The 19,028-nt window shown below is 48.0% G+C and carries 22 protein-coding genes; 13 read left to right on the forward strand and 9 right to left on the reverse strand.

Going from position 1 to position 19,028, the window contains the following annotated elements; all coding sequences use genetic code 11:
- The first annotated feature begins 73 nt into the window (after positions 1–73).
- A complete protein-coding gene (locus tag ACFQ0N_RS35365; protein WP_379334828.1) occupies positions 74–1,519 on the forward strand; it encodes an alpha/beta hydrolase family protein in 1,446 nt (481 codons plus the stop codon).
- Here ACFQ0N_RS35365 and ACFQ0N_RS35370 read toward each other — a convergent pair.
- Both ACFQ0N_RS35370 and ACFQ0N_RS35375 read right to left on the reverse strand, forming a co-directional pair.
- The gene (locus tag ACFQ0N_RS35370; RefSeq protein ID WP_379334829.1) at positions 1,516–2,637 is read right to left on the reverse strand and encodes a sensor histidine kinase; all 1,122 of its coding nucleotides are present in this window, start codon (positions 2,635–2,637) and stop codon (positions 1,516–1,518) included. The two genes, ACFQ0N_RS35365 and ACFQ0N_RS35370, sit on opposite strands and share 4 nt — an antisense overlap.
- Positions 2,630–3,316, reverse strand: coding sequence for a response regulator (locus ACFQ0N_RS35375; protein ID WP_379334830.1), 687 nt, complete (start codon positions 3,314–3,316; stop codon positions 2,630–2,632). The genes ACFQ0N_RS35370 and ACFQ0N_RS35375 overlap by 8 nt, the downstream gene beginning before the upstream one ends.
- A 211-nt stretch (positions 3,317–3,527) precedes the next feature.
- On the opposite strand from ACFQ0N_RS35375, the gene tatC reads away from it, so the two are divergent.
- Together tatC and tatA are read left to right on the forward strand one after the other, a co-directional pair.
- On the forward strand, positions 3,528–4,265 hold the full coding sequence (gene tatC, locus ACFQ0N_RS35380) for a twin-arginine translocase subunit TatC (RefSeq protein ID WP_379334831.1): 738 nt from the start codon (positions 3,528–3,530) through the stop codon (positions 4,263–4,265).
- A 19-nt stretch (positions 4,266–4,284) separates the two neighbouring features.
- Entirely contained in the window at positions 4,285–4,482 is a 198-nt protein-coding gene (gene tatA, locus ACFQ0N_RS35385; RefSeq protein WP_379334832.1) for a twin-arginine translocase TatA/TatE family subunit, read from the forward strand.
- Positions 4,483–4,589: 107 nt separating this feature from the next.
- On the opposite strand, the gene ACFQ0N_RS35390 is transcribed toward tatA, so the two are convergent.
- A complete protein-coding gene (locus ACFQ0N_RS35390) occupies positions 4,590–6,305 on the reverse strand; it encodes a GMC family oxidoreductase (protein ID WP_379334833.1) in 1,716 nt (571 codons plus the stop codon).
- Between the two features lie 20 nt (positions 6,306–6,325).
- Positions 6,326–7,108: a gluconate 2-dehydrogenase subunit 3 family protein gene (locus ACFQ0N_RS35395; protein ID WP_379334834.1), complete on the reverse strand. Its 783-nt coding sequence runs from the start codon at positions 7,106–7,108 to the stop codon at positions 6,326–6,328.
- Positions 7,109–7,307: 199 nt separating this feature from the next.
- Here ACFQ0N_RS35395 and ACFQ0N_RS35400 point away from each other — a divergent pair, with 199 nt between their 5' ends.
- Positions 7,308–8,012 carry a hypothetical protein gene (locus ACFQ0N_RS35400; RefSeq protein WP_379334835.1) on the forward strand — a complete coding sequence of 235 codons (705 nt, stop codon included), beginning with the start codon at positions 7,308–7,310 and terminating at the stop codon, positions 8,010–8,012.
- Positions 8,013–8,145: 133 nt separating this feature from the next.
- Here the strand turns inward: ACFQ0N_RS35400 and ACFQ0N_RS35405 are convergent, their stop codons facing one another.
- The gene (locus ACFQ0N_RS35405; protein ID WP_379334836.1) at positions 8,146–8,805 is read right to left on the reverse strand and encodes a PBECR4 domain-containing protein; all 660 of its coding nucleotides are present in this window, start codon (positions 8,803–8,805) and stop codon (positions 8,146–8,148) included.
- A gap of 333 nt (positions 8,806–9,138) precedes the next feature.
- Positions 9,139–10,050 (reverse strand): PadR family transcriptional regulator, encoded by a 912-nt coding sequence (locus ACFQ0N_RS35410; RefSeq protein ID WP_379334837.1) that lies wholly within the window; start codon positions 10,048–10,050, stop codon positions 9,139–9,141.
- Between the two features lie 158 nt (positions 10,051–10,208).
- Here ACFQ0N_RS35410 and ACFQ0N_RS35415 point away from each other — a divergent pair, with 158 nt between their 5' ends.
- Positions 10,209–10,676 carry a hypothetical protein gene (locus ACFQ0N_RS35415; RefSeq protein ID WP_379334838.1) on the forward strand — a complete coding sequence of 156 codons (468 nt, stop codon included), beginning with the start codon at positions 10,209–10,211 and terminating at the stop codon, positions 10,674–10,676.
- A gap of 130 nt (positions 10,677–10,806) precedes the next feature.
- Here the strand turns inward: ACFQ0N_RS35415 and ACFQ0N_RS35420 are convergent, their stop codons facing one another.
- Entirely contained in the window at positions 10,807–11,298 is a 492-nt protein-coding gene (locus ACFQ0N_RS35420; RefSeq protein ID WP_379334839.1) for a MarR family winged helix-turn-helix transcriptional regulator, read from the reverse strand.
- Positions 11,299–11,516: 218 nt separating this feature from the next.
- Here ACFQ0N_RS35420 and ACFQ0N_RS35425 point away from each other — a divergent pair, with 218 nt between their 5' ends.
- Both ACFQ0N_RS35425 and ACFQ0N_RS35430 read left to right on the forward strand, forming a co-directional pair.
- Positions 11,517–11,891: a DoxX family protein gene (locus ACFQ0N_RS35425; RefSeq protein ID WP_379334840.1), complete on the forward strand. Its 375-nt coding sequence runs from the start codon at positions 11,517–11,519 to the stop codon at positions 11,889–11,891.
- A 40-nt stretch (positions 11,892–11,931) separates the two neighbouring features.
- Complete coding sequence (locus ACFQ0N_RS35430) at positions 11,932–13,290, forward strand: MFS transporter (protein ID WP_379334841.1); 1,359 nt, start codon at positions 11,932–11,934, stop codon at positions 13,288–13,290.
- An 82-nt stretch (positions 13,291–13,372) separates the two neighbouring features.
- Here ACFQ0N_RS35430 and ACFQ0N_RS35435 read toward each other — a convergent pair whose 3' ends face one another.
- Entirely contained in the window at positions 13,373–14,239 is an 867-nt protein-coding gene (locus ACFQ0N_RS35435; protein ID WP_379334842.1) for an alpha/beta hydrolase, read from the reverse strand.
- 120 nt (positions 14,240–14,359) lie between these two features.
- Between ACFQ0N_RS35435 and ACFQ0N_RS35440 the strand changes: the two genes are divergently transcribed.
- From ACFQ0N_RS35440 to ACFQ0N_RS35450, 3 genes are read left to right on the forward strand one after another with little or no spacing between them, the layout of a single operon-like run.
- On the forward strand, positions 14,360–14,809 hold the full coding sequence (locus ACFQ0N_RS35440) for a MarR family winged helix-turn-helix transcriptional regulator (RefSeq protein WP_379334843.1): 450 nt from the start codon (positions 14,360–14,362) through the stop codon (positions 14,807–14,809).
- Positions 14,810–14,811: 2 nt separating this feature from the next.
- Positions 14,812–15,306: a DUF2461 domain-containing protein gene (locus tag ACFQ0N_RS35445; RefSeq protein WP_379334844.1), complete on the forward strand. Its 495-nt coding sequence runs from the start codon at positions 14,812–14,814 to the stop codon at positions 15,304–15,306.
- Positions 15,306–15,725: a pyridoxamine 5'-phosphate oxidase family protein gene (locus tag ACFQ0N_RS35450; protein ID WP_379334845.1), complete on the forward strand. Its 420-nt coding sequence runs from the start codon at positions 15,306–15,308 to the stop codon at positions 15,723–15,725. The genes ACFQ0N_RS35445 and ACFQ0N_RS35450 overlap by 1 nt, the downstream gene beginning before the upstream one ends.
- Positions 15,726–15,793: 68 nt before the next feature.
- Here ACFQ0N_RS35450 and ACFQ0N_RS35455 read toward each other — a convergent pair whose 3' ends face one another.
- Positions 15,794–16,249 (reverse strand): Lrp/AsnC family transcriptional regulator, encoded by a 456-nt coding sequence (locus ACFQ0N_RS35455; protein ID WP_379334846.1) that lies wholly within the window; start codon positions 16,247–16,249, stop codon positions 15,794–15,796.
- A 135-nt stretch (positions 16,250–16,384) separates the two neighbouring features.
- Between ACFQ0N_RS35455 and ACFQ0N_RS35460 the strand changes: the two genes are divergently transcribed.
- The 3 genes from ACFQ0N_RS35460 to ACFQ0N_RS35470 all read left to right on the forward strand — a co-directional run bounded on the left by ACFQ0N_RS35460 (position 16,385) and on the right by ACFQ0N_RS35470 (position 18,723).
- Entirely contained in the window at positions 16,385–17,224 is an 840-nt protein-coding gene (locus tag ACFQ0N_RS35460) for a sulfite exporter TauE/SafE family protein (RefSeq protein ID WP_379334847.1), read from the forward strand.
- Positions 17,221–17,592: a DUF1634 domain-containing protein gene (locus tag ACFQ0N_RS35465; protein ID WP_379334848.1), complete on the forward strand. Its 372-nt coding sequence runs from the start codon at positions 17,221–17,223 to the stop codon at positions 17,590–17,592. Before ACFQ0N_RS35460 ends, ACFQ0N_RS35465 begins: the two co-directional genes overlap by 4 nt.
- A 129-nt stretch (positions 17,593–17,721) precedes the next feature.
- Positions 17,722–18,723, forward strand: coding sequence for a LacI family DNA-binding transcriptional regulator (locus ACFQ0N_RS35470; protein ID WP_379334849.1), 1,002 nt, complete (start codon positions 17,722–17,724; stop codon positions 18,721–18,723).
- Positions 18,724–19,028: the final 305 nt, after the last annotated feature.

Consider the following 19,028-nt stretch of genomic DNA (forward strand, 5'->3'; position numbering starts at 1 on the left):
CTCCATTTCATCTTTATAACTTTTTTGTAAGTTAGAACTAGTTCATATTTATTGCAGTGGGAGGAAGATAGGCATGAGGTTTTTGGAGATAGGCTTGATCGTGGTTAATTTTGGCCTGTTGTACTGGGCGGTAATCGCGAACAAGAAAGGCGGCCGGGGATTGTTCATTCCTTTAGGGATCGCCTACAGTTTGGTAATTGTGCAGATTGTCGTGGAAGGTGGACGGTGGGAGATGGTTCCGGCCTACTTGACACCACTCTTATTGACGGCTTATTTCTTCATTGGCAAGCGGAAGGAGGGCAGCAGAAGCCGGATTGCGGTTACGGTTCAAGCGGTGCTATTGACCGTATATTTGTTGGTTTCGGTTGCGCCGCCTGCGATATTGCCGGTATTCTCGTTTGAGAAACCGACGGGGCCATATGCGGTCGGAACGACGGTTTATCACTGGATAGATGAACAGCGGCGGGAAACGTATTCGAGCAACCCTGAAGACCGACGCGAGTTGATGGTGCAAGTTTGGTATCCGGCCGCCGAAGGAAGAGGGGAAAAGAGGAGTCCTTATCTTTTAAACGCGTCGAAAGTGACTGGAGGAATATCGTCCAAAACACTCGACCTTCCGGGTTTCACGTTTAGCCATCTGGGACTGATCAAAACGCATGCTTTGTTGGAAGCCAAGCTTTCGGATGCGGAAAGCCGTTATCCGGTATTGATTTTTTCTCACGGAATGAACGGGTATCGCAATCAAAATATGTTCCAGGTGGAAGAACTGGCAAGCCACGGCTATATCGTGGTAGGCATCGATTATGCTTATGAAGCTGCCGCTTCCGTGTTTCCCGACGGAAGAGTAGCCCCGAGCAGAACGGACAGCAAATTGACTTCCAATGCCCAGTACGAACAGCATATCCCGCTTTGGACCGCGGATGCTACCTTTGTGCTCAATCAAGTGGAGAAGCTTAATCGGAACGATCCTGCAGGCCGTTTTACCGGCAAAATCGATATCGATCGAATCGGCATGCTTGGACATTCGTTCGGGGGAGCCGTTACATTGCAAATGACGAAGAACGATTCGCGCGTGAAGGCTGCCCTGTGCATGGACGGCGGGATTTATGGTCCGCCGGTTTCCGACAAAGGATTGGGAAAACCGTTCTTTCAGATGTATTCCGAGGAGATCCACAATTTGGTGATGGCCTCATACGACGATGTCGCTAAGCAGTTAGGTGGGGTAAGCCGCGAAGAGTTTGAAGCCCCGAGAAAAGAATATATACAAAAATCGCGCAATGCTTTGGCAGGCGGGGGGTTATCGATCCTTATTCCGGGTTCAAAGCATGCAAGCTACTCCGATCTTGCATTATTCTCTCCGCTGCTGGGCTTGGGCGGCGCAGACCCGCGGCGGGATCACCGCATCGTGAACGAATTCAGTGTTGCCTTTTTCGATCGGTATTTAAAAGGAAAGGACGATTCCGCACTGCAAGCATTGGCAGCCAAATACCCGGAAGTGAATTATAAGGTGAACGACTAATTTTCATCGTCATGGGCGGCGGCGGTCAAGGGAAGTTCAATGATAAAAGTATAATGTCCCGATGAATGAATCAGGCTTAATGTGCCGCCGTGCCGTTCGACGATATTTTTGGCAATGGATAACCCCAATCCTGAACCGATTTGGATGGCTTGGGCCGCTCGCGAGTGATCGGCTTTATAAAACCGCTCAAATAATAGTTTCTCTTGTTCCTTCGATATCGGAGTTCCTTCATTCTCGATCTTGATGACAACAAAAGAAGAACGTGCGTCCAATGACACGCGAACAATTCCCGGCTTCACAGAGAACTTCAAAGCATTCATCAAAAGGTTATCGATAGCTCTCCTTATTTTTCCTGGATCCATTGGGATCGGCATTGCCTTAAACGCCAAAAACGTCTCCACAGTGATCTCAAATTCTTTAGCGAAGGGTTGAAATTCGGCCAGAATTTGTGTGAGCAATTCCCGTATATCGAACTGACCCGTTTCAAGTTTGGCGTCATTGGTTGTGAGACGTGTGTACTCAAATAAATCATCAATGAGGTTCTTCAACTGCATGGCTTTATTGTAGATGTTGTTAACAAAACGTTCCTGGTCCTGCTCATTGTGATAGACTTTGTTTTGCAACAGCTCCAGATATCCAATGATGCTGGTAAGGGGTGTTCGCAGATCGTGGGATACGCCTGTAATCAAGTCCATTTTGGACTTTTCGATTTGGCGTTCCTTTTCGATTTGACGTTCCAGTTTTTCGGCCATAGCGTTAATATTTTCTGCAACTCTGCCTAGCTCGTCTTTCCTTGAGAGCGGGACGCGATAATGCAGATTTCCTCTGGCGATAATATCAAGTCCTTCCGCCAGGCGAAGCAAATATTGTACGATGCGACGGGTCATGAGGGAAAAGCTCAAAATAAACAGGACGATAAACGAAACGCTAGATAAAACGGCATATAGAATGATTGATAAAAAAGGAAAGCGGCTAGCGGCAAGAAGATGGTTTAACAAAGATTCGTTGACAACGGATGATACGTTCATCGCAATGATTAAGCTGAGAATAAACGACCAAAACATGCGCACACGAATGCTGCTTTTACCGGAAATCAGGGAAAAGAGTTTGTTATTCAATTTTGTATCCCACTCCCCAGACCGTCTTGACGTACCGGGGTTCCCGGGGGTTTTCCTCAATTTTCTCCCGGAGGTTTCGGATATGAACAACAACCGTATTATCCGAGATGCTGGAAGTTTCTTTCCAAACCCGTTCGTAAATTTTATCCACGCTGAACACATATCCGCGATGACTTGCCATCAGTTCGAGTATGGCAAATTCAAGAGGTGTCAGAGATATTTCCTTACCCTTTACAGTTACCTTGTGCCTGGCTTTGTCCATACTTAAGTCCCCGATTAAAATGACGTCTTCCTCTTGGTCCTTGACGGAATAGCTCTGCCGACGCAGTTGCGCCTTGACCCGGGCCACCAATTCCAGGAGGCTGAAAGGCTTGGTAACATAATCATCCGCCCCGGTCGTTAACCCGGTTATTTTATCAATGTCTTCTTCTTTGGCGGACAGCATGATAATGGGGATCTTTGAGGTTTCTCTGATTTTCTGGCATGCCCTGATCCCATCCATATGGGGCATCATCACATCCAGAATGATCAATTGAACGGGTGATGTTTTGACAATCTCCAATGCCTGTAAACCATTTTCCGCTTCTAGCACATCATATCCTTCATTACACAAGAAGATCTGTATAAAGTCCCTAATTTCGGGGTCGTCATCCACAACCAATACGGTGGCCTTATTCATCTGCAACCTCCTGATTATCTACTCAAAATTGGTCTTTGCTCTCAGCATAAGAAAAAAATATGAAGACTTCGTCGGGGAAAATCTAAAGAATATCTGAAGGATCATTGGCTGCACGTGCATAATAGGAGGCCGATTGGAGAAAAATAAGCATACCCTTCATGAAAATGTTGGGATAACTGCATGTTATTCCTCTAGGGGAGGCTTGCCTGACATGGAAAATAATGAAGAGCTGATCCGGCATTTGACGGAGCTCCGCAAGCGGTTAATTATCGTCTTATGCTGGTTTGGGTTGACACTTGGAGGCGGGCTGTACGTCTCGCCGCAAATTCTGATCTATATCAAAGCGCAGCCTGCTGCCGTACCGATCGAATGGAACGTCTTCTCCTTTACCGACGGACTGTTCGTTTATCTCCGCTGCGCTTTCGTCTTGGCGGTGCTGTTCACACTTCCCGTGCTGCTGTTCCATACGTGGGCATTCATCCGCCCCGGTTTGACGGAAAGGGAGGCGAAGGGAACGCTTGCGTATGTTCCGGCCTCGTTCCTGCTGTTTTTAAGCGGAATCTCATTTAGCTACTTCCTCGTTTTCCCGATGATGCTGCGCTTCATGATGCGGATGAATCAAAGCATCGGTGCAACTGAAACTTACGGCATCGACAGGTACTTCGGCTTTTTGTTCAATGTCGTCTTTCCGCTGGGCATTGCCTTCGAGATGCCGCTCGTCATCTTGTTTCTGACACGTCTCGGGCTGCTTACGCCAAGCAGACTTCGCCAAACGAGAAAGTATGCTTATGTCGGACTGGCGATTGTCGGCTCCTGCATCTCGCCGCCGGACTTTGTCTCGCATCTGTCCGTAACTATTCCGCTAATCTTGTTGTTCGAATTGAGCGTCCTCATATCTGTGAGGTATTACAACCGCAAAATTGCCGCTCCTTTGCCGTCGGGCGGCTAACGAAAGGAGAATATATGATATGTTGAACAATATCGGAATCTCGGGGCTAGTCATCATTTTGCTGATTGCGCTGATCGTGTTCGGTCCGGCCAAGCTGCCCCAGCTAGGGAGGGCATTCGGCGATACGCTGCGGGAATTCCGCAATTCGACGAAAGGAATTGTCGAGGAAGAAGTGATCGAAGCGCGGAAAGAAGATGAACCGAAGAAACTGGTCTAACAATCGTGCGTGCAAAAAGGCAGTCCGGCAAGGGAGCAATCGTAACCAAGCCGGACTGCCTTTTTCAATTTAAAAGGCACCGCCAGTGCGATGCCTTCTTACGCCGGTTACTCCACGAGTCCGCCTTTGGCACGGTATTTCACGATGCCTTCTGCGGCTCTATAAGCAAGCGCGCCTACCGTACCTGTCGGGTTATACCCTGCATTCTGCGGAAAGGAGCTCGCACCGACGACGAACAAATTTTCGGCATCCCACATCTGGGAATAGGAGTTTACCGCCGATGTGTCGGGGGATGTACCCATGATGGCGCCTCCCGTATTGTGCGTCGACTGATAGGTGACGATGTCATAGGGTCCGAGTTCTTTTAAGGAATCGACATGGTTCGCGCCCATCCCCTTCAGAATTTCACCGCACTTGCCGGCCAAGAACTTGGCAAGCTCGCGATCCTGCTCTTCAAAGTCGAAAGTCAGGCGTATGAGCGGATCGCCGAACGCATCCTTGTAGGTCGGATCCAGGTCGAGAAAATGATGCTTGAACGACATAGACGATCCCTGACCGCCGACGGAGAGCGTACGATTCGCGTATTTGAGCGATTTGCTCTTAAACTCAGGCCCCCATGCAGGAGTCCCGGCGGGAACCGGATTATTCAAGATCGGGCGCTGGCCGGTCTGGCTGATTGAGATCGAGCCGCCATGGATGAACTTCAGATCCGTGTGGTCGAAATTATCGCCGTTGTAATCATCCAGGCTAACGCCTAATGAGCCGGCTCCAGCGAAATTGTTGAACTGTTCGTTCTCAAAAAAGCCGACCGCAGTGCCTTTGATCACCTGATAGGCATAATTTTTGCCGATGACGCCCGTGCCCGTGCTCGGGTCGTAAGGCTTGCCGATGCCGGACATGAGGAGCAATCGGACATTATTGAATACATATCCCGTCAGCACAACGATATCGGCGGGCTGCTCATATTCTTTGCCGGTTGTGACGTCCGTGTACATGACCCCTGTCACCTTATTCCCGCTATGCAGGATACGCCGCACCTGCGAATGGGTCCGAATTTCGAAATTGCCGGTTTTTTTGGCGACCGGGATCACCGTTACGACCGGATCGGCCTTTGCGCCGTATTCGCAGCCAAAGCGCTCGCAGTAACCGCAATATTGGCAGGCAGCGCGGGAAATGCCATCCGGATTCGTATAGGTCTCGGACAGGTTGGCGGAAGGCATCATATACGGATGAAGCTTCATCTTTTTCGCGGCGTCGGTGAATTTGACCAAGGCAGGCGATTTTATCATCGGAGGCGTTGGATAAGGAGCGGATCGTTTGCCGCCAAGGGGATTTTCCTCGCCAGATATACCCGCCAGTTTCTCAAATTTGTCGTAATAAGGCTCCAACAGATCGTATGTAATTCCCCAGTCCTGAATGGTCATATCGGCCGGGATTTTATTTTTGCCGTAGCGTTCGATCGTTTTGCTGCGAATTTCGAAGTCGTACGGCAGAAAGCGGTAAGTCTGTCCGTTCCAATGTACGCCGGAGCCTCCCAAACCGTCGCCGATCAGGAATGAACCGTATTGCCGCATGGGCAGCGCACGCATTTTATCATTGCTGCGGAAGGTGACCGTTTCCTTGGATAAATCCTGCATCAAGTCGTAACGTACCCCATAACGCAGCTCATCATGGACCATATAATAATCTTCCGTCTTCCGCGATTTGCCTTTCTCCAAGCCAACGACTTTTAAGCCATTCTTGGTCAGCTCGGAGGCAATAATGCCGCCGGCCCAGCCGACGCCTACGATGACAACATCAGTTTTCGGTAGCTTCGTAGCCATATGTGGGATCCCTCGTTTCGCTAATGAGCTGCCATATGATCTTGCAGGCTGCTTGGAGCGATGATTTGAAAATCTTTGTCGATGATCGACGTATAGCTCATTTGATTGCCCGGGTAATTGCGCATGCGCCATCCTTCCATATTGGCATTGCCGCCGTACAGCGGGTCGCTGTATACCCCCTCCAACGTACTGCTGCGCAATACTCTGAAAAATCCGCTCGGGGATATCGTTCCAAGCTGGACGGTATTGTCTTCAAACGCCTTTAATATTTCGTCCTGCTGCTCGCCGGAAAGCTGGGCGAAGCCCTTTTGGTACTGGGAGTGGCTGTAATTCTCCATTTCCTGGAGGGCGATATCATACATTTCGCGCCGCTTCAGATGGCCTTGGTAGCCTTGTACCTTCTCGCCCTTGAAATAAGGGGGAGACATATATTCTCTGGCGTTAAAGCCCCAGTCGCCGGCCAATTGGTGATCGATAAAGAAAGCGACCCCCAGTTCCTTCGCTCCGGGCCCATTGTCATCCTTAGGGAAGATCCGCTCTGTCGCGGCTTCCACAATCGCAAACTGTTCCGGGGTGAGAAACATCAAAGCGCGGTTATAGTTGGCCGGCCCGGCAGGTTTCCCTGTTTCCGGGGCAGGTGCAGGGGCAGCCGGTCCCTTCGACTTCTTGCCAAGGAGGGCGCCAAGTGCGCCGCCGACGACGACACCGCCGATCGCGAACCCGGTATTGACGAGGAATTTTCTGCGGGAAGGCTCCTGAACATTATCATTTCCGGGTTTCTTATGCTCGCCGTTTTGATCCAAAACATTCACCTCCTGTAGATCATTCGCTGTTATTATTTTTCCAATAATAAACGTTTATACATTTATGCGGCGAGGGAGAAGATAATAGCAAATTTAATTTCGATATACCGATTGAACGAATAAGTGGAGTCTCGCCGCCGCGGAGGTTGTTCATGACTTCTCGTTCAATTCTATATCTTGCGATGATGGAGGAATCGTTATGAGGACAACCTTATTATTATCAGTGATTGTGATCGGCTCGCTGGCGTTAACCGGCTGTGCGGCAAATAGCGGTCAATCACAAAAGAAGGCGAAGGTTCAGACTGTCCGCCAAAGCCAAAGCCATGACCCGTACCGCAGTCATACAAAAAATTTAAGCGACGCCAAAGTTATACCAAGCATCGACCGGATGAAGATTCGGACGACCAATGTTCACGGGAAGACGACATCGGGGATGGGAACGACAGTCTACAGCATGATTGGCAGTTCGGGGCTGAACAGCGGCGGATTCTCATCGCATCTGGAGTCGAGGCTGAGCAATGCCGGAATCGATGGGGTGAGTGTTTTCGTCCTCGACGATATGGTCGTGCTGGCGACGGACAAGCGCGAGTTCACGGCAACGGAATATGATTCCATGCAGCAAAAGGTACTTAGCGGAACGGCCGGATTCTCGGGCCACGGCAGGCAGCCGGGCAGCAAGCCAGGGACTTACGGAACGGGAAACACGATGGCCGATAACTTGGAGCAGGCGGAAAGCCGGATCAAAACTTTTGTGGGGGGCGATGTACGGGTACTCACAGTTGTTAGCCCGGAGGCGGTAAAGACAATCAAGCAGTTGCGCGCGTCAGCGGATCATGGCGGAACCCCAAAGCAAGTGGCGGAAGGCGTTAAGAAGCTGCTGGAGCTGGCGGGCAAAAAGAAGTGACGCAGTAGACTGATAAGGGCACTCGTTGGTGCCCTTAATATCTTGAAACGAGCTTTGCACTTTTAAACACAGGACATCAAATGTTAAAAAGCCACTTATTTAAGTGGCTTTCATTCAAATATAAAATAAAAAATTATGACCATCCCTCATTTAACGACAATACTTCAACTTCTTTAACGTCGATCCGTTTCTTAGCTGGAAGGTGTTCGCGGACTAGCAAAGATACAGGAACATAAAATTTTGGACGTTTTGGGTCCTGCCTTCGTAATTTGAGTTGAACAAAGACTTTTTCGAAGCGATTGTATACTTGCCAATTTGCTCGTACTTCATCGATTCGTGGGTCCAATTCCAAAAATAAAGGTTTTTTGACGATTTGGTACACTAGTGGGAAGGCTAATAACCTTTGCTTATCTTTCTCGAACTGGCCAGAATTCATTTTTTTTAACGATTCAAATGTTATGGTTCCGTCAATTAAGCTTATATGTCCTTGATGAGATTTACCCGCTTGTCCAGATACGAAATGGTGAATGCCAAGCAAATGGCATAATGCGCCGTCCTCAAAACGAACCCTGATTTCTTGAGCCTTGTGTTTGATAAGGAAACGAAACTGATGATTCATTAAGTGCTCTTCATAAAAAAAAGCAATCGTTTGTAAAGAAACCTCTTCAGGACTCGGTATGTAATTAATGGTAAGGAGATCTGTTATACTCAGGGACAAGATTTTTTCTCCTAAAATGAGAAACGACCTTGATACGCTCAAGGTCGATTCATGATAATAGTCCGGCAACGGCAAGGACATTCTCCTCGCGGGATAGCACCTAGACAAGAGCGCCTTTATTGCTAGCGCTATTGTAGCATTAAACGCCTTAATTATTTTCCACTTCTAATAATAGAAGTGCCGCCCGGCGCGGTACGTGAAGTGCCGGCAATGATGACGCCATTCACGTATTTTTCAACAGTCACAATGAAGTGCTGTAACTGTATTATAACCACTTCCTATGGAATTGTACACCCCAAAAATCCCCTTTTTAAACGGGACAAATAAAAAATAACTCCTCAGAAAATTTTCTTTATAGAAATTTTTTGTAACTATAGATTTACAATATACGTTATTGTGGGAGTACGTTTATTCGCCCAGCAGCCACTTCTCCGCGTCGGCTTTATCCGCGAACACTCTAAAATCGTTCCCTTTATTGGACTCCGAAAGAAGCTCCTGAAACCGTTTGGAGAGTGCAAGCTGTTGATCCATCACGACAGCCGTTTTGACCCGATAATTGATCAGCTTTTGCAGCACTAATCCGGCCAGGCCGGTACGCAGATTCAGAAATTCATCTGAAAGTACCCCGGCGTGCAGCAGCAAATAGGAGGTCTGGTGCTCCATGCAAGCCGCGATCAGCTCGCGGGCATCCTCCTCAGTACGAAGCGGCGGGTGGGATGGCGTACTTTCAAGATAAATTTTTTCATTTTTATTAACGACTTGATAGTTCATGGATCCGTTTGCCTCCTTGGCATTGTTAGTTAGCGAATCGCGCAGCGATTGCGCCCAGCTTAATTCATGGGTGAAAAATGAGATGATGTTGTCCTGGATGCTCTCTTGAATGAGCCGTTCCCGGCTGCTTGTGTGGGGCGAGCTTGGGGCGGCTTGCTCCGTATGCAATAAAATTTGCATCCGGATTTCTTCTTCGTAGCTTGTGATTAACCTGAGCAGTTCCTCGTTAGATAGCTGTGATGCAGCAGTGAGCCGCAGCAGAAAAAGCTTTTTAAATTCAGGCGGTTCTACCGGTGAGAGTGACCACTCCCGCAGTTTTTCTTTGCCAGCCCGGGTAATCGTATAAATCTTTTTCGAAGGCGCGCTCTCCTGATGATGAAGCTCGTTGGTGACGCAGCCGTCTTCGAGCAGCTCAACCAGCGCTTTGTAGATTTGATTATTGTTGCCGGACCATGGCATTATCGCCGAATTTTGCATCAGCTTTTTCATATCATAACCGGTTAAAGATCGGTTGTTCAGCAAGCTCAGAATCGCATATTGAATGGACATCGCATACATTCACTCCTTGATTTATTATGTTAATAATAACATATGTTATTGAAGATATAAAGGGCCGATTTCATCTTCTTGAATTGTCTTCCGGTAAACACTTCACTATACTTGGGATGGAAGGATAATTTTAACTCTGGGTAAAGGGGGAGCCTTTGTTGAAATATTTTAAGGCGCATGGTGTGGAAGACGGTGAGTGGTATTATTTTGAGATCGATGATGATAATGTGGCGTATCGCCAGGTGACGATTATAGACGATCATTGCAGTGTCTCGATCGCGCCGGATTTTCAGCTTAGCGAGACTGAAGTGGAGATTTTTGAAGGCGATGAAGAAATTTCCGCAGAAGCGTTTGGCGAGGTGTGGACGAGGGCGATAGAACCGTACAAACCGGCGTGGGAACGGGCAAAACAATGTTATTCACTCCATCATTCCGTTGCCGGGGCAATTGCCATGTTCTACCCGCAGGGGGTCATTGTAAAAATTGAGGAGGATGTCTACGCAATAGCTGACTTTAACGAAGTGCGCAAGTCCGCCAAACTGGAACATCTATACCCCGGCTATAGGATTACCGGTACAGTTAAAGGATATGACGAGAACAACTTCTGGCTAGTGCTGGAACAATGATGAGATGAGACGAAATTGTTGTACTCTTCCTTCTTGCCGGCCAGAGAGACGGCGTCAGAGCCAAAAGTTTAAAGATCGCTTACCGATAGACGCCTTCATGCAGGAGCGTGCCGATAGCGATCTTTTTTTGTTAGTCATTGCCCTCCGCAAAACAGATGGCGGACAGATCTTTGTCTGCCGCCAATTTTACGATGGCATTTAAAAGCTGCGTGCGCTCCTCTGCAGATATATTTTGCAGCATATTTTCGGCAATGCTTGCTTGAAAAGTTAGAATTTCAGCAAGATGCGAACGAGCCAAATCTGTCAGCTCGACCAAAGTAGCCCGGCGATCTTGCGGGTCGGGACAGCGGACAAGCAAATTTTCTTTTTCCAGGCCATCAACGAAGTCGGTAACGGTGCGGGCTTTGATTCCTAGCTTGGCTGCTAGCTCGCTCATACGAATTCGGCCGGCGTCGGATACGGTCGATAATACGCGTAAACGTGGACCAGATATTTGAAAAGGCAGTTCAAGCGCAGCTAGCTGTGCTTGAAATTCTCTTTGTAGATAGTGCGTTGTGCGGATTAAATGATGAATAACATCAATGGCTTCCGGTGAGCCGGTTGGTTCAGACGGAGTTGTCATATGCATTCCTCCATATTGTGCTGCTGACGTTATTAAGCTATCTGTCCATTATAACAAAGGAACCTAAGGATATGAAGTAAGGCGCATAATCAAAATCATGTTGACAGCTAAAGATATATTGAGTATCCTCATTATGAGTAATGTCACTTAATAAATGTTATCAGCTTACGTTTGTTGTTGCAAACGAAGCGGAGGAACGAATACAAGGAGGAGTCGTCATGTCAGTGTTTCTTATTATTGTGCAATGCTTTTTAATTGTGGCTTTTTTGTTTAGCGGAATGAGCAAAATAACAGGGGCGCAGATGCAGGTCCAAGCATTCAAGCATTTGAACTTGCCGCAATGGTTTCGAGTCGTAACGGGATTGGTACAGCTGGCGGGCGTTGTCGGTTTGATTATGGGCTTCTGGGATAAAGGCATTTTATCGCTAGCAGCGCTGCTCATTACTTGCGTTATGGCAGGAGCGGTTGTATTTCATGCTCGGGCCAAGGATCCTGCAAAGCAATATATTGCTCCAATTGTTCTAGCGATTATACCGTTAATTCTGATTTTTTCGCATTTGTCGGAGTTATCTGCTATATTGAACCTGAATTAAGAATGGAAGTGATTCGCATATGGCCCCAGATGAAACAGCGATGAAAAACAATAATAAACTGCTTGCGGTTCTTATTTTTGCCCTTATCTTTTCTGTTATGAACGGAACGATGTTCAATGTAGCGCTGCCGGTTATCGGCGCGGAATTTCAGCTGACGCCATCTGAGCTTAGTTGGATCATGACTGGTTATATGATGCTCTATGCGGTTGGCTCAGTCGTCTTTGGCAAGCTGGCTGATCGTTATCGGCTAAAGGATTTGCTGACGATCGGGCTGCTATTGTTTGCCGTCGGCTCCATCGTTGGGGCAACGGCCGGCGAGTATTGGGTCGTTATAGCAGGCCGCTTGCTGCAAGCCGCCGGAGCTTCTGTACTGCCGGCTACTGCCATGATCATTCCGATCCGTTATTTTCCGCAGGAAAGCAGAGGTAAGGCACTTGGAACCTCGGCAATCGGGTTAGCGATTGGGGGAGCGATTGGACCGATTGTGGCTGGCCTTGTAGTTGGTATCGGCAGCTGGAGACTGTTATTTGTATTATCTTTGCTCTCCCTGCTGACGCTGCCTTTCTTCCGCAAATATTTGGACAATGCCCGCGGCTCCAAAGGAAGCATGGATTACTTGGGCGGCGCTTTGCTGGCGGCAACGATAACGCTGCTGCTGCTGGCAATAACGCAAAGAAATCTTTGGCTGCTGCTAGTATTCGCAGTATTGCTGATCTTATTTATTGTGCGGATTCGCAATGCGGCAGACCCTTTCATTCAACCGGCTATTTTTCGGAATAGGAGCTTTTCGGTGGCATTGCTGCTATCGTTTTTGACTACAGCAATGAGCTTTAGCTTGACCTTTATGACGCCGCAATTTTTGGCTTCACTTAATGGCTTGCTGCCAGGCAGTATCGGATTGGTGCTATTCCCTGCCGCGGCTGCATCCGCGCTGCTTGGACGCAAAGGCGGGAAGCTTGCGGATGAAAAAGGGAATTTGTTTCTTGTGACCATTGGATCCGGATTATTATTTCTATGCTTTGCGTTGTTGTCATCCCTCGTTGGCATGTCGCCGTATGTGATTGCTATTATCGTGATTTTAGGTAATGTGGGGCAGACCTTCATGCAAGTTTCAATGTCCAATACCATTTCACGAACGTTAACGAGGGAGCAGACAGGAGTCGGCATGGGGTTGTTCTCGATGCTGAACTTTATTGCTGGCGCAATCGCGATGAGCATTATCGGCACGATGCTGGATCAGCCGTCAACGACGCTGCAATTGAATCCGCTTGTGTCGAGTACGAGCGCCTATATGTACAGCAATATATTAACCGTAATTAGTATAAGTGTTATGTTTGTTTATATTGTGTATCGCTATCAGTTTGGCGGAGCAAAGCAAAGCAGCAAGGCAACTATTTAATCATAGGGCTATTCCTCAAGAAGTGTTGCTTCTGAGAATAGCCCGTATTTTTTCAAGGGGAGGAACAACAGGTTTCTGGTTTTTAGTTATTTAATTGTTCCCGCAAAAAAAGCAAAATCTCTTTGAAGGCGTTTTTTACTTGGGCATCCTCAAAGTCTTGGTCGAAGACATGCTCACCATCTTTAATAGTAAGCATTTTGCTGTAGACGCCCGTTTGCCTAAGTTTATCATGGAAAATGACAGATTGCTCGAAGGGAACATCGGTGTCCTGATCACCGTGAAGCAGCAAGGTTGGAGGGAATTGCTCATTTATGTTTGTTATCGGGCAGAACTTCAATAACAGGTCTTTATCCCGTGCTGTATCCAATCCAGTAACTTTGGCTACCCAGTTTCCTTGCTGCCTGCAATATAGATAATAGTTGAAACGCGACCAAGACCCTTTGGAAATTTCGGTAGCTCCAATTGATTTTTCAGCTTCTGATTCACCAACAATCGGCCTGTTAAGATAAGCTTCACTCGGCGAATTGATCCAATCCCCCAAAATATCCCCGTAGCCATATAAGGATACGATAGCTGATGGCCTGAATTCCATCGTTCCGGCAAGCAGACTCAAGTAAGCGCCTGCTGAGCTTCCAATGACCGCTATTTTATCCGAGTTGAACTGAAAGGCGGGAATCGCCGTAGCTCTCACCCATTCCATTGCGTCCTGCAAGTCTTCCACAATCTGCTCCAGCTTCGTCTCGGGGGCCAGGCGATAATCAAAACTGATGATGCTATAGCCTGCTGTGGTAAAATATTCGATCTGCTCCTGGGGCAGCCAGCTCCGCTCTCCGAAGATAAGGCCGCCGCCATGAAAATAGAGGAGCACAGGCGTGCCTTGCCCATGATTGTATACGTCTGCGTATATAGCTCCCTGTTTAGTCCGCTTGTAAATAAGAGTGGTTTTCAATTGTTTTCCCTCAATTCTTGACATTAGTACGATATACAACTATTCTATATACAACTTTTATTGATTTCAATCTTAATTTTTCTTTGATGACGATCCGAAAAAAAGGAGGATGCAGGCAGGATGCTGCGCCAAGGCGGGTTTTTAATCTCAAAAATACATCAGTTGTCGGGACGCATTTTCTCCAGGAAGCTCAAAGCGTACAACATTAACGAAATTAATCCTGCGCAGGGAAGAGTCCTCTTCGCGCTGTGGCAGAATGACAATGTATCGATCCAGGAATTAGCGGGGAAAACCTCGCTGGGAAAATCGACCCTTACCCGAATGCTGGACAGGCTGGAACAATCCGGTCATCTGCTCCGTGTATTCCCAAGCGAGGACAGACGCAAGACCCTCATCCAACTGACCGAAGAAAATAAAAAAATGAAGGCGGCATATGAGCAGGTATCCCTTGACATGAATGAGTTGTTTTACGAGGGATTTCAGCAGAGCGAGATCGACGAGTTCGAAAACTATCTCGTCCGCATCTTAAATACGCTCGACAAATATGAATCCCAAATGAGGAGAAAATAACGATGTCCGCAGGCGTGCTGCACCGCTTCTCCCCCCGAACAATTGAATTTTTGGATGAGCTGGCAGACAACAACAGCAAACTCTGGTTTGAAGACAATAAGCCAACTTATATTGAACATGTGTTACAACCGGCACAGGCACTTGTTTTGAAATTAAGTGATCAGATGCTTGCCATCGATCCCTGCTTTGAAACATCGCCTTCAATCGGCAAGACCATCTCCCGAATATACCGCGATACCCGCTTTTCCAATGACAAGTCGCCGTTTCGAACCAACATATGGATTGTATTCAAGAGACCTAAAAAAGAATGGGCGGACGCACCGGCATTTTTCTTTGAGTTGTCTCCTGAATCTTATCGCTACGGAATGGGCTTTTACTCTGCGTCGAAGGATACGATGGATGCATTCAGAGAAATGATCGACAACAACCCGGATGAATTCGCCGCGGCTGTATCTTTTTATCCAGAGCTTTATCTCGAGGAGGTAAAATTGGCCTGATGGACCTGGAAAGCGCAATCGCGAATTCGCTGAGTTTGCTGCAACGTTCCACTATTTCAATGGTTGGTTCCAATGATTCGGACGGTTATCCCCATATCAAAGGGATGTACAAGATAGAAGCGGAAGGGTTGAAAACGATCTGGTTCAGTACAAATACTTCTTCAAGCAGGGTATCCCAGTTCACATTAAACCCAAAGGCATCGGTCTATCATTTTGATTCTGAGCGCGTTGAAGGTCTTTTGCTTATCGGTCAAATTGAAATTATGTCGGATGCCAAAACGAAAAACCGCTTTTGGAAAAACGGATGGGAGGTATATTATCCCCTTGGCGCCGATGACCCGGATTATTGTATGTTAAAGTTTACAGCTCACAGGGGCAATTATTATCACCGGCTAAAAAATATTTCATTTGGGCTATAAACCCAAAAACCTCCCTTATTACGGGCTTTATGCTGTGATAAAGGAGGTTTTTTACCTATTTTCATCCTTTAAATCAGCAGTCCGCCTCTTTCCTTGTGCCGGGCGATCACAACCTCGCTTTCGACAGCGGTAATCCCGTCGATTGCCTGCAGCTTTTTCATATAGTACTCCACATGTTGGGCATCGTCGAGCAGAGCATGGACATGCAGATGCGGTTTGCCGCTCATTTGATAGACATTCGTAATTTCCTCGGCTGCCGTCAATTCCTCCACTACAGCCTGAAGCTTCATCCATTCAACCTCGATATTAAAATACAGCGACAGCATTTTGCCGGCTTTTAAAGGATTGACGACGATAGTAAAGCGGTCAATGACGCCGCTGTCAATGAGATGATTGACCCGTTCGCGCACAGCGGCTCGCGTCAAATTGACCAGCCGGCCCAGCTCGGCATTGCTCAGGCGGCCATTATTGGACAGATGCTGCAATATTAATGTATCGGTTTCATCGAGGTCTTTAAAATGCATGGATTTCATCCTCTCGTAGAAAAATATTTATATCTATTATACCATATACAATGTAATGTATTTTACTTGTTTATCTATTCGAAAGTATGGTGTATAGTATACAAGTGTAAATGCGGATGAGGAGGATGAGAGGTTTTGGCAATAACGGCTTTGGAAATTTTGTTAATTTCCGTAGTTGCGGGAATAACTGGCTCGATACTTGGCCTCGGCGGCGGCATTGTCGTTACACCTGCACTGACGCTGCTGTTTGGGGTAGACATCAAGCATGCGATCGGCGCAAGTATTATTTCGGTCATCGCGACCTCGAGCGGCGCGGCTATTGCGTACATTAGAGATCGAATCACGAATATTCGCGTGGGGATGTTTCTGGAAATCGCTACGACAATGGGGGCGATCGCGGGCGCTTTTTTAGGCGGCCTTATGGCCCCGGCCGTCCTTTATGTTATTTTTGGCTTGCTGCTGCTGTATTCTGCGCTGGCTATGCTGAAGAAAGGGAAGGATGAGCTGCCGCAGAATGTGCCGCTCCATCCGACAGCCGAGAAGCTGAAGCTGCATGGCGAGTATTATGACAAGGCGCTGGGCAAGACGGTGCAATATAATGTGGACAATGTGTACGGCGGGTTTGGCGTCATGTGCGGAGCGGGTGTCATCTCCGGGCTGCTGGGTATTGGCAGCGGGAGCTTCAAGGTCATGGCGATGGATGTTTTTATGAAGCTGCCGCTAAAAGTTTCGAGTGCAACGAGCAATTTTATGATGGGTGTGACAGGAGCGGCCAGCGCCGGCGTTTATTTTTTCAGGGGCGAAATTGATCCCGGCATTGCCGCACCAGTAGCGCTTGGCGTGTTGGTCGGCGCGACAGTGGGAGCGAGAATTATGCAAAGGCTCAAAAGCAAAACGATCCGCAAATGGTTTATTCCTGTCCTGTCGTACGTAGCCATCCAAATGATTTTACAAGGACTGGGGGTAATCGGATGAGCGGCAGCAAAGCGGCGGAGCAAAGCAACAACGACTCCATAGCGGCAGCTGAGCTGATTGTAGGGCGGAGCTTGCAGGTGGGCGTGTTTGCCAGTGCGGCTGTTATATTGACCGGTCTTATTTTGTTTTTAGTTTCCGCGGATAGCGGCTATGCCGAGCATATGTTTCCGACGAGCTTGCCGGAAATTGGCCGCGGACTGTTGGATGTTAAGCCCTATGCCATTATTTTAACAGGGCTGTTTATGCTGATATTGACGCCAGTGCTGCGAGTGGCGATATCTGTTCTTGTTTTTCTGCGTGCGAAGGACTATTTGTATGTAGGGATTACGCTGTTTGTACTGGCTGTTCTGATTATAGGCTTCTTGTAAAAGCCGTTTTACGCCACAATCGCTTCCTTTGCGGAAAGAAGTGCCGGCCGGCTGAATTATCGGTGGCAGCCTTCCTGGGAATATGGTACGTTTAGTATACAAAATGTACTGTACAGGGGCGGTTAGTGGATGAAGGTTAGTATTTTCGATGTTGCCAAAAAGTCGGGATTGTCGGTTGTGACAGTGTCGAGAGTGCTTAACGGCTCTCCCTCAGTGCGCGAGAAAAACAGGGAGAAGGTACTCCAGGCGATGAAGGAGCTGGATTATCATCCGAATGCTTCGGCCCGCAGTCTGGCAAGCGGTAAAACTGGCATTATCGGACTAACGCTAGTAACGCTGCATGACTCCGTCCTCGATGCGATCGTCAAGGAGATCAACGATACTCTTGCGGAGCACGGTTATTTTTTGGCGCTCTCGATATCCCAGGGGGATGAGGACGGGTTTCGCCGTTCTATGTTTCAGGAGGATCGTGTGGATGGCGTCATCCTGCTATCTCCCATGAATGCCGATATTTATGTGATGGAGCTGAAGAAGCGGAAGATCCCGTTTGTCATTCTCGACAATCAGCAGCGCGGTCTATCGGTCTCTTCGGTCTATATAAACAATTTTAAAGGCGGGTATGACGCGACGAAGCATCTGATTGCGCTCGGCCATACAGAGATTGCCCATATAAGCGGACCGGAGCCGTTCCTTAGCAGCCGTGAAAGGGAGAAGGGCTTTTTGGCTGCGCTGGAAGAGGCCGGCTTGAAGGCCTGCAGTATCGAGCGGGGGGAGTTCGACATTCCTTCAGGCTATCGCATTGCCAGCCGGTGGATCGCTTCGGGCAAGCTGCCTACGGCAATTTTTGCTGCCGACGATTTTATGGCGCTGGGGGCGATGGATGCATTGAAAAATGCCGGCATTCGGATTCCCGATGAAATCTCAATCGTCGGCTTTGACGATCAGATCTATGCTTCGGAGTTTCATCCAGGTTTGACGACGATTCGGCAGCCCTTCGAGAAAATCGGCAGGCAAGGGGTAGATATGCTGCTGAAGATAATCAAGGAACCTTCCAGACGCAATATGACGATGGAGTTCGACCCGGAATTGATTGTCAGAGAATCGACGGGCGCGCCGCGGCGGAGTGACTAAGGAGGGCGTCAGCCCTTCCTTCTTGTGTGCAAAAAAGCCAGTAATACGATCCGTTAGCGGCGATTTGAGGAAATAACGGTTCTACAGAGAGCGTCGATTAATTTCAAATGTTAAGGCTCCCCGTATCTGTTTTGAAGATTTTTTGAAATTTCAGGAAGATTTCCATCTAAACGTGGCGTTCGAGTAGACTCGAACGATACATTTCACATCGTCCTTCAGCCTTCTTCAGGCTACCGGGCTGACGAATCGGCCTTTATGCGCATGGGGAAGCGCCCCTCTGTCTTCGGCTTTTTTGCCGGACAAAG

The organism is Paenibacillus sp. GCM10027626, assembly GCF_042676285.1.
Taxonomy (GTDB): domain Bacteria; phylum Bacillota; class Bacilli; order Paenibacillales; family Paenibacillaceae; genus Paenibacillus_Z.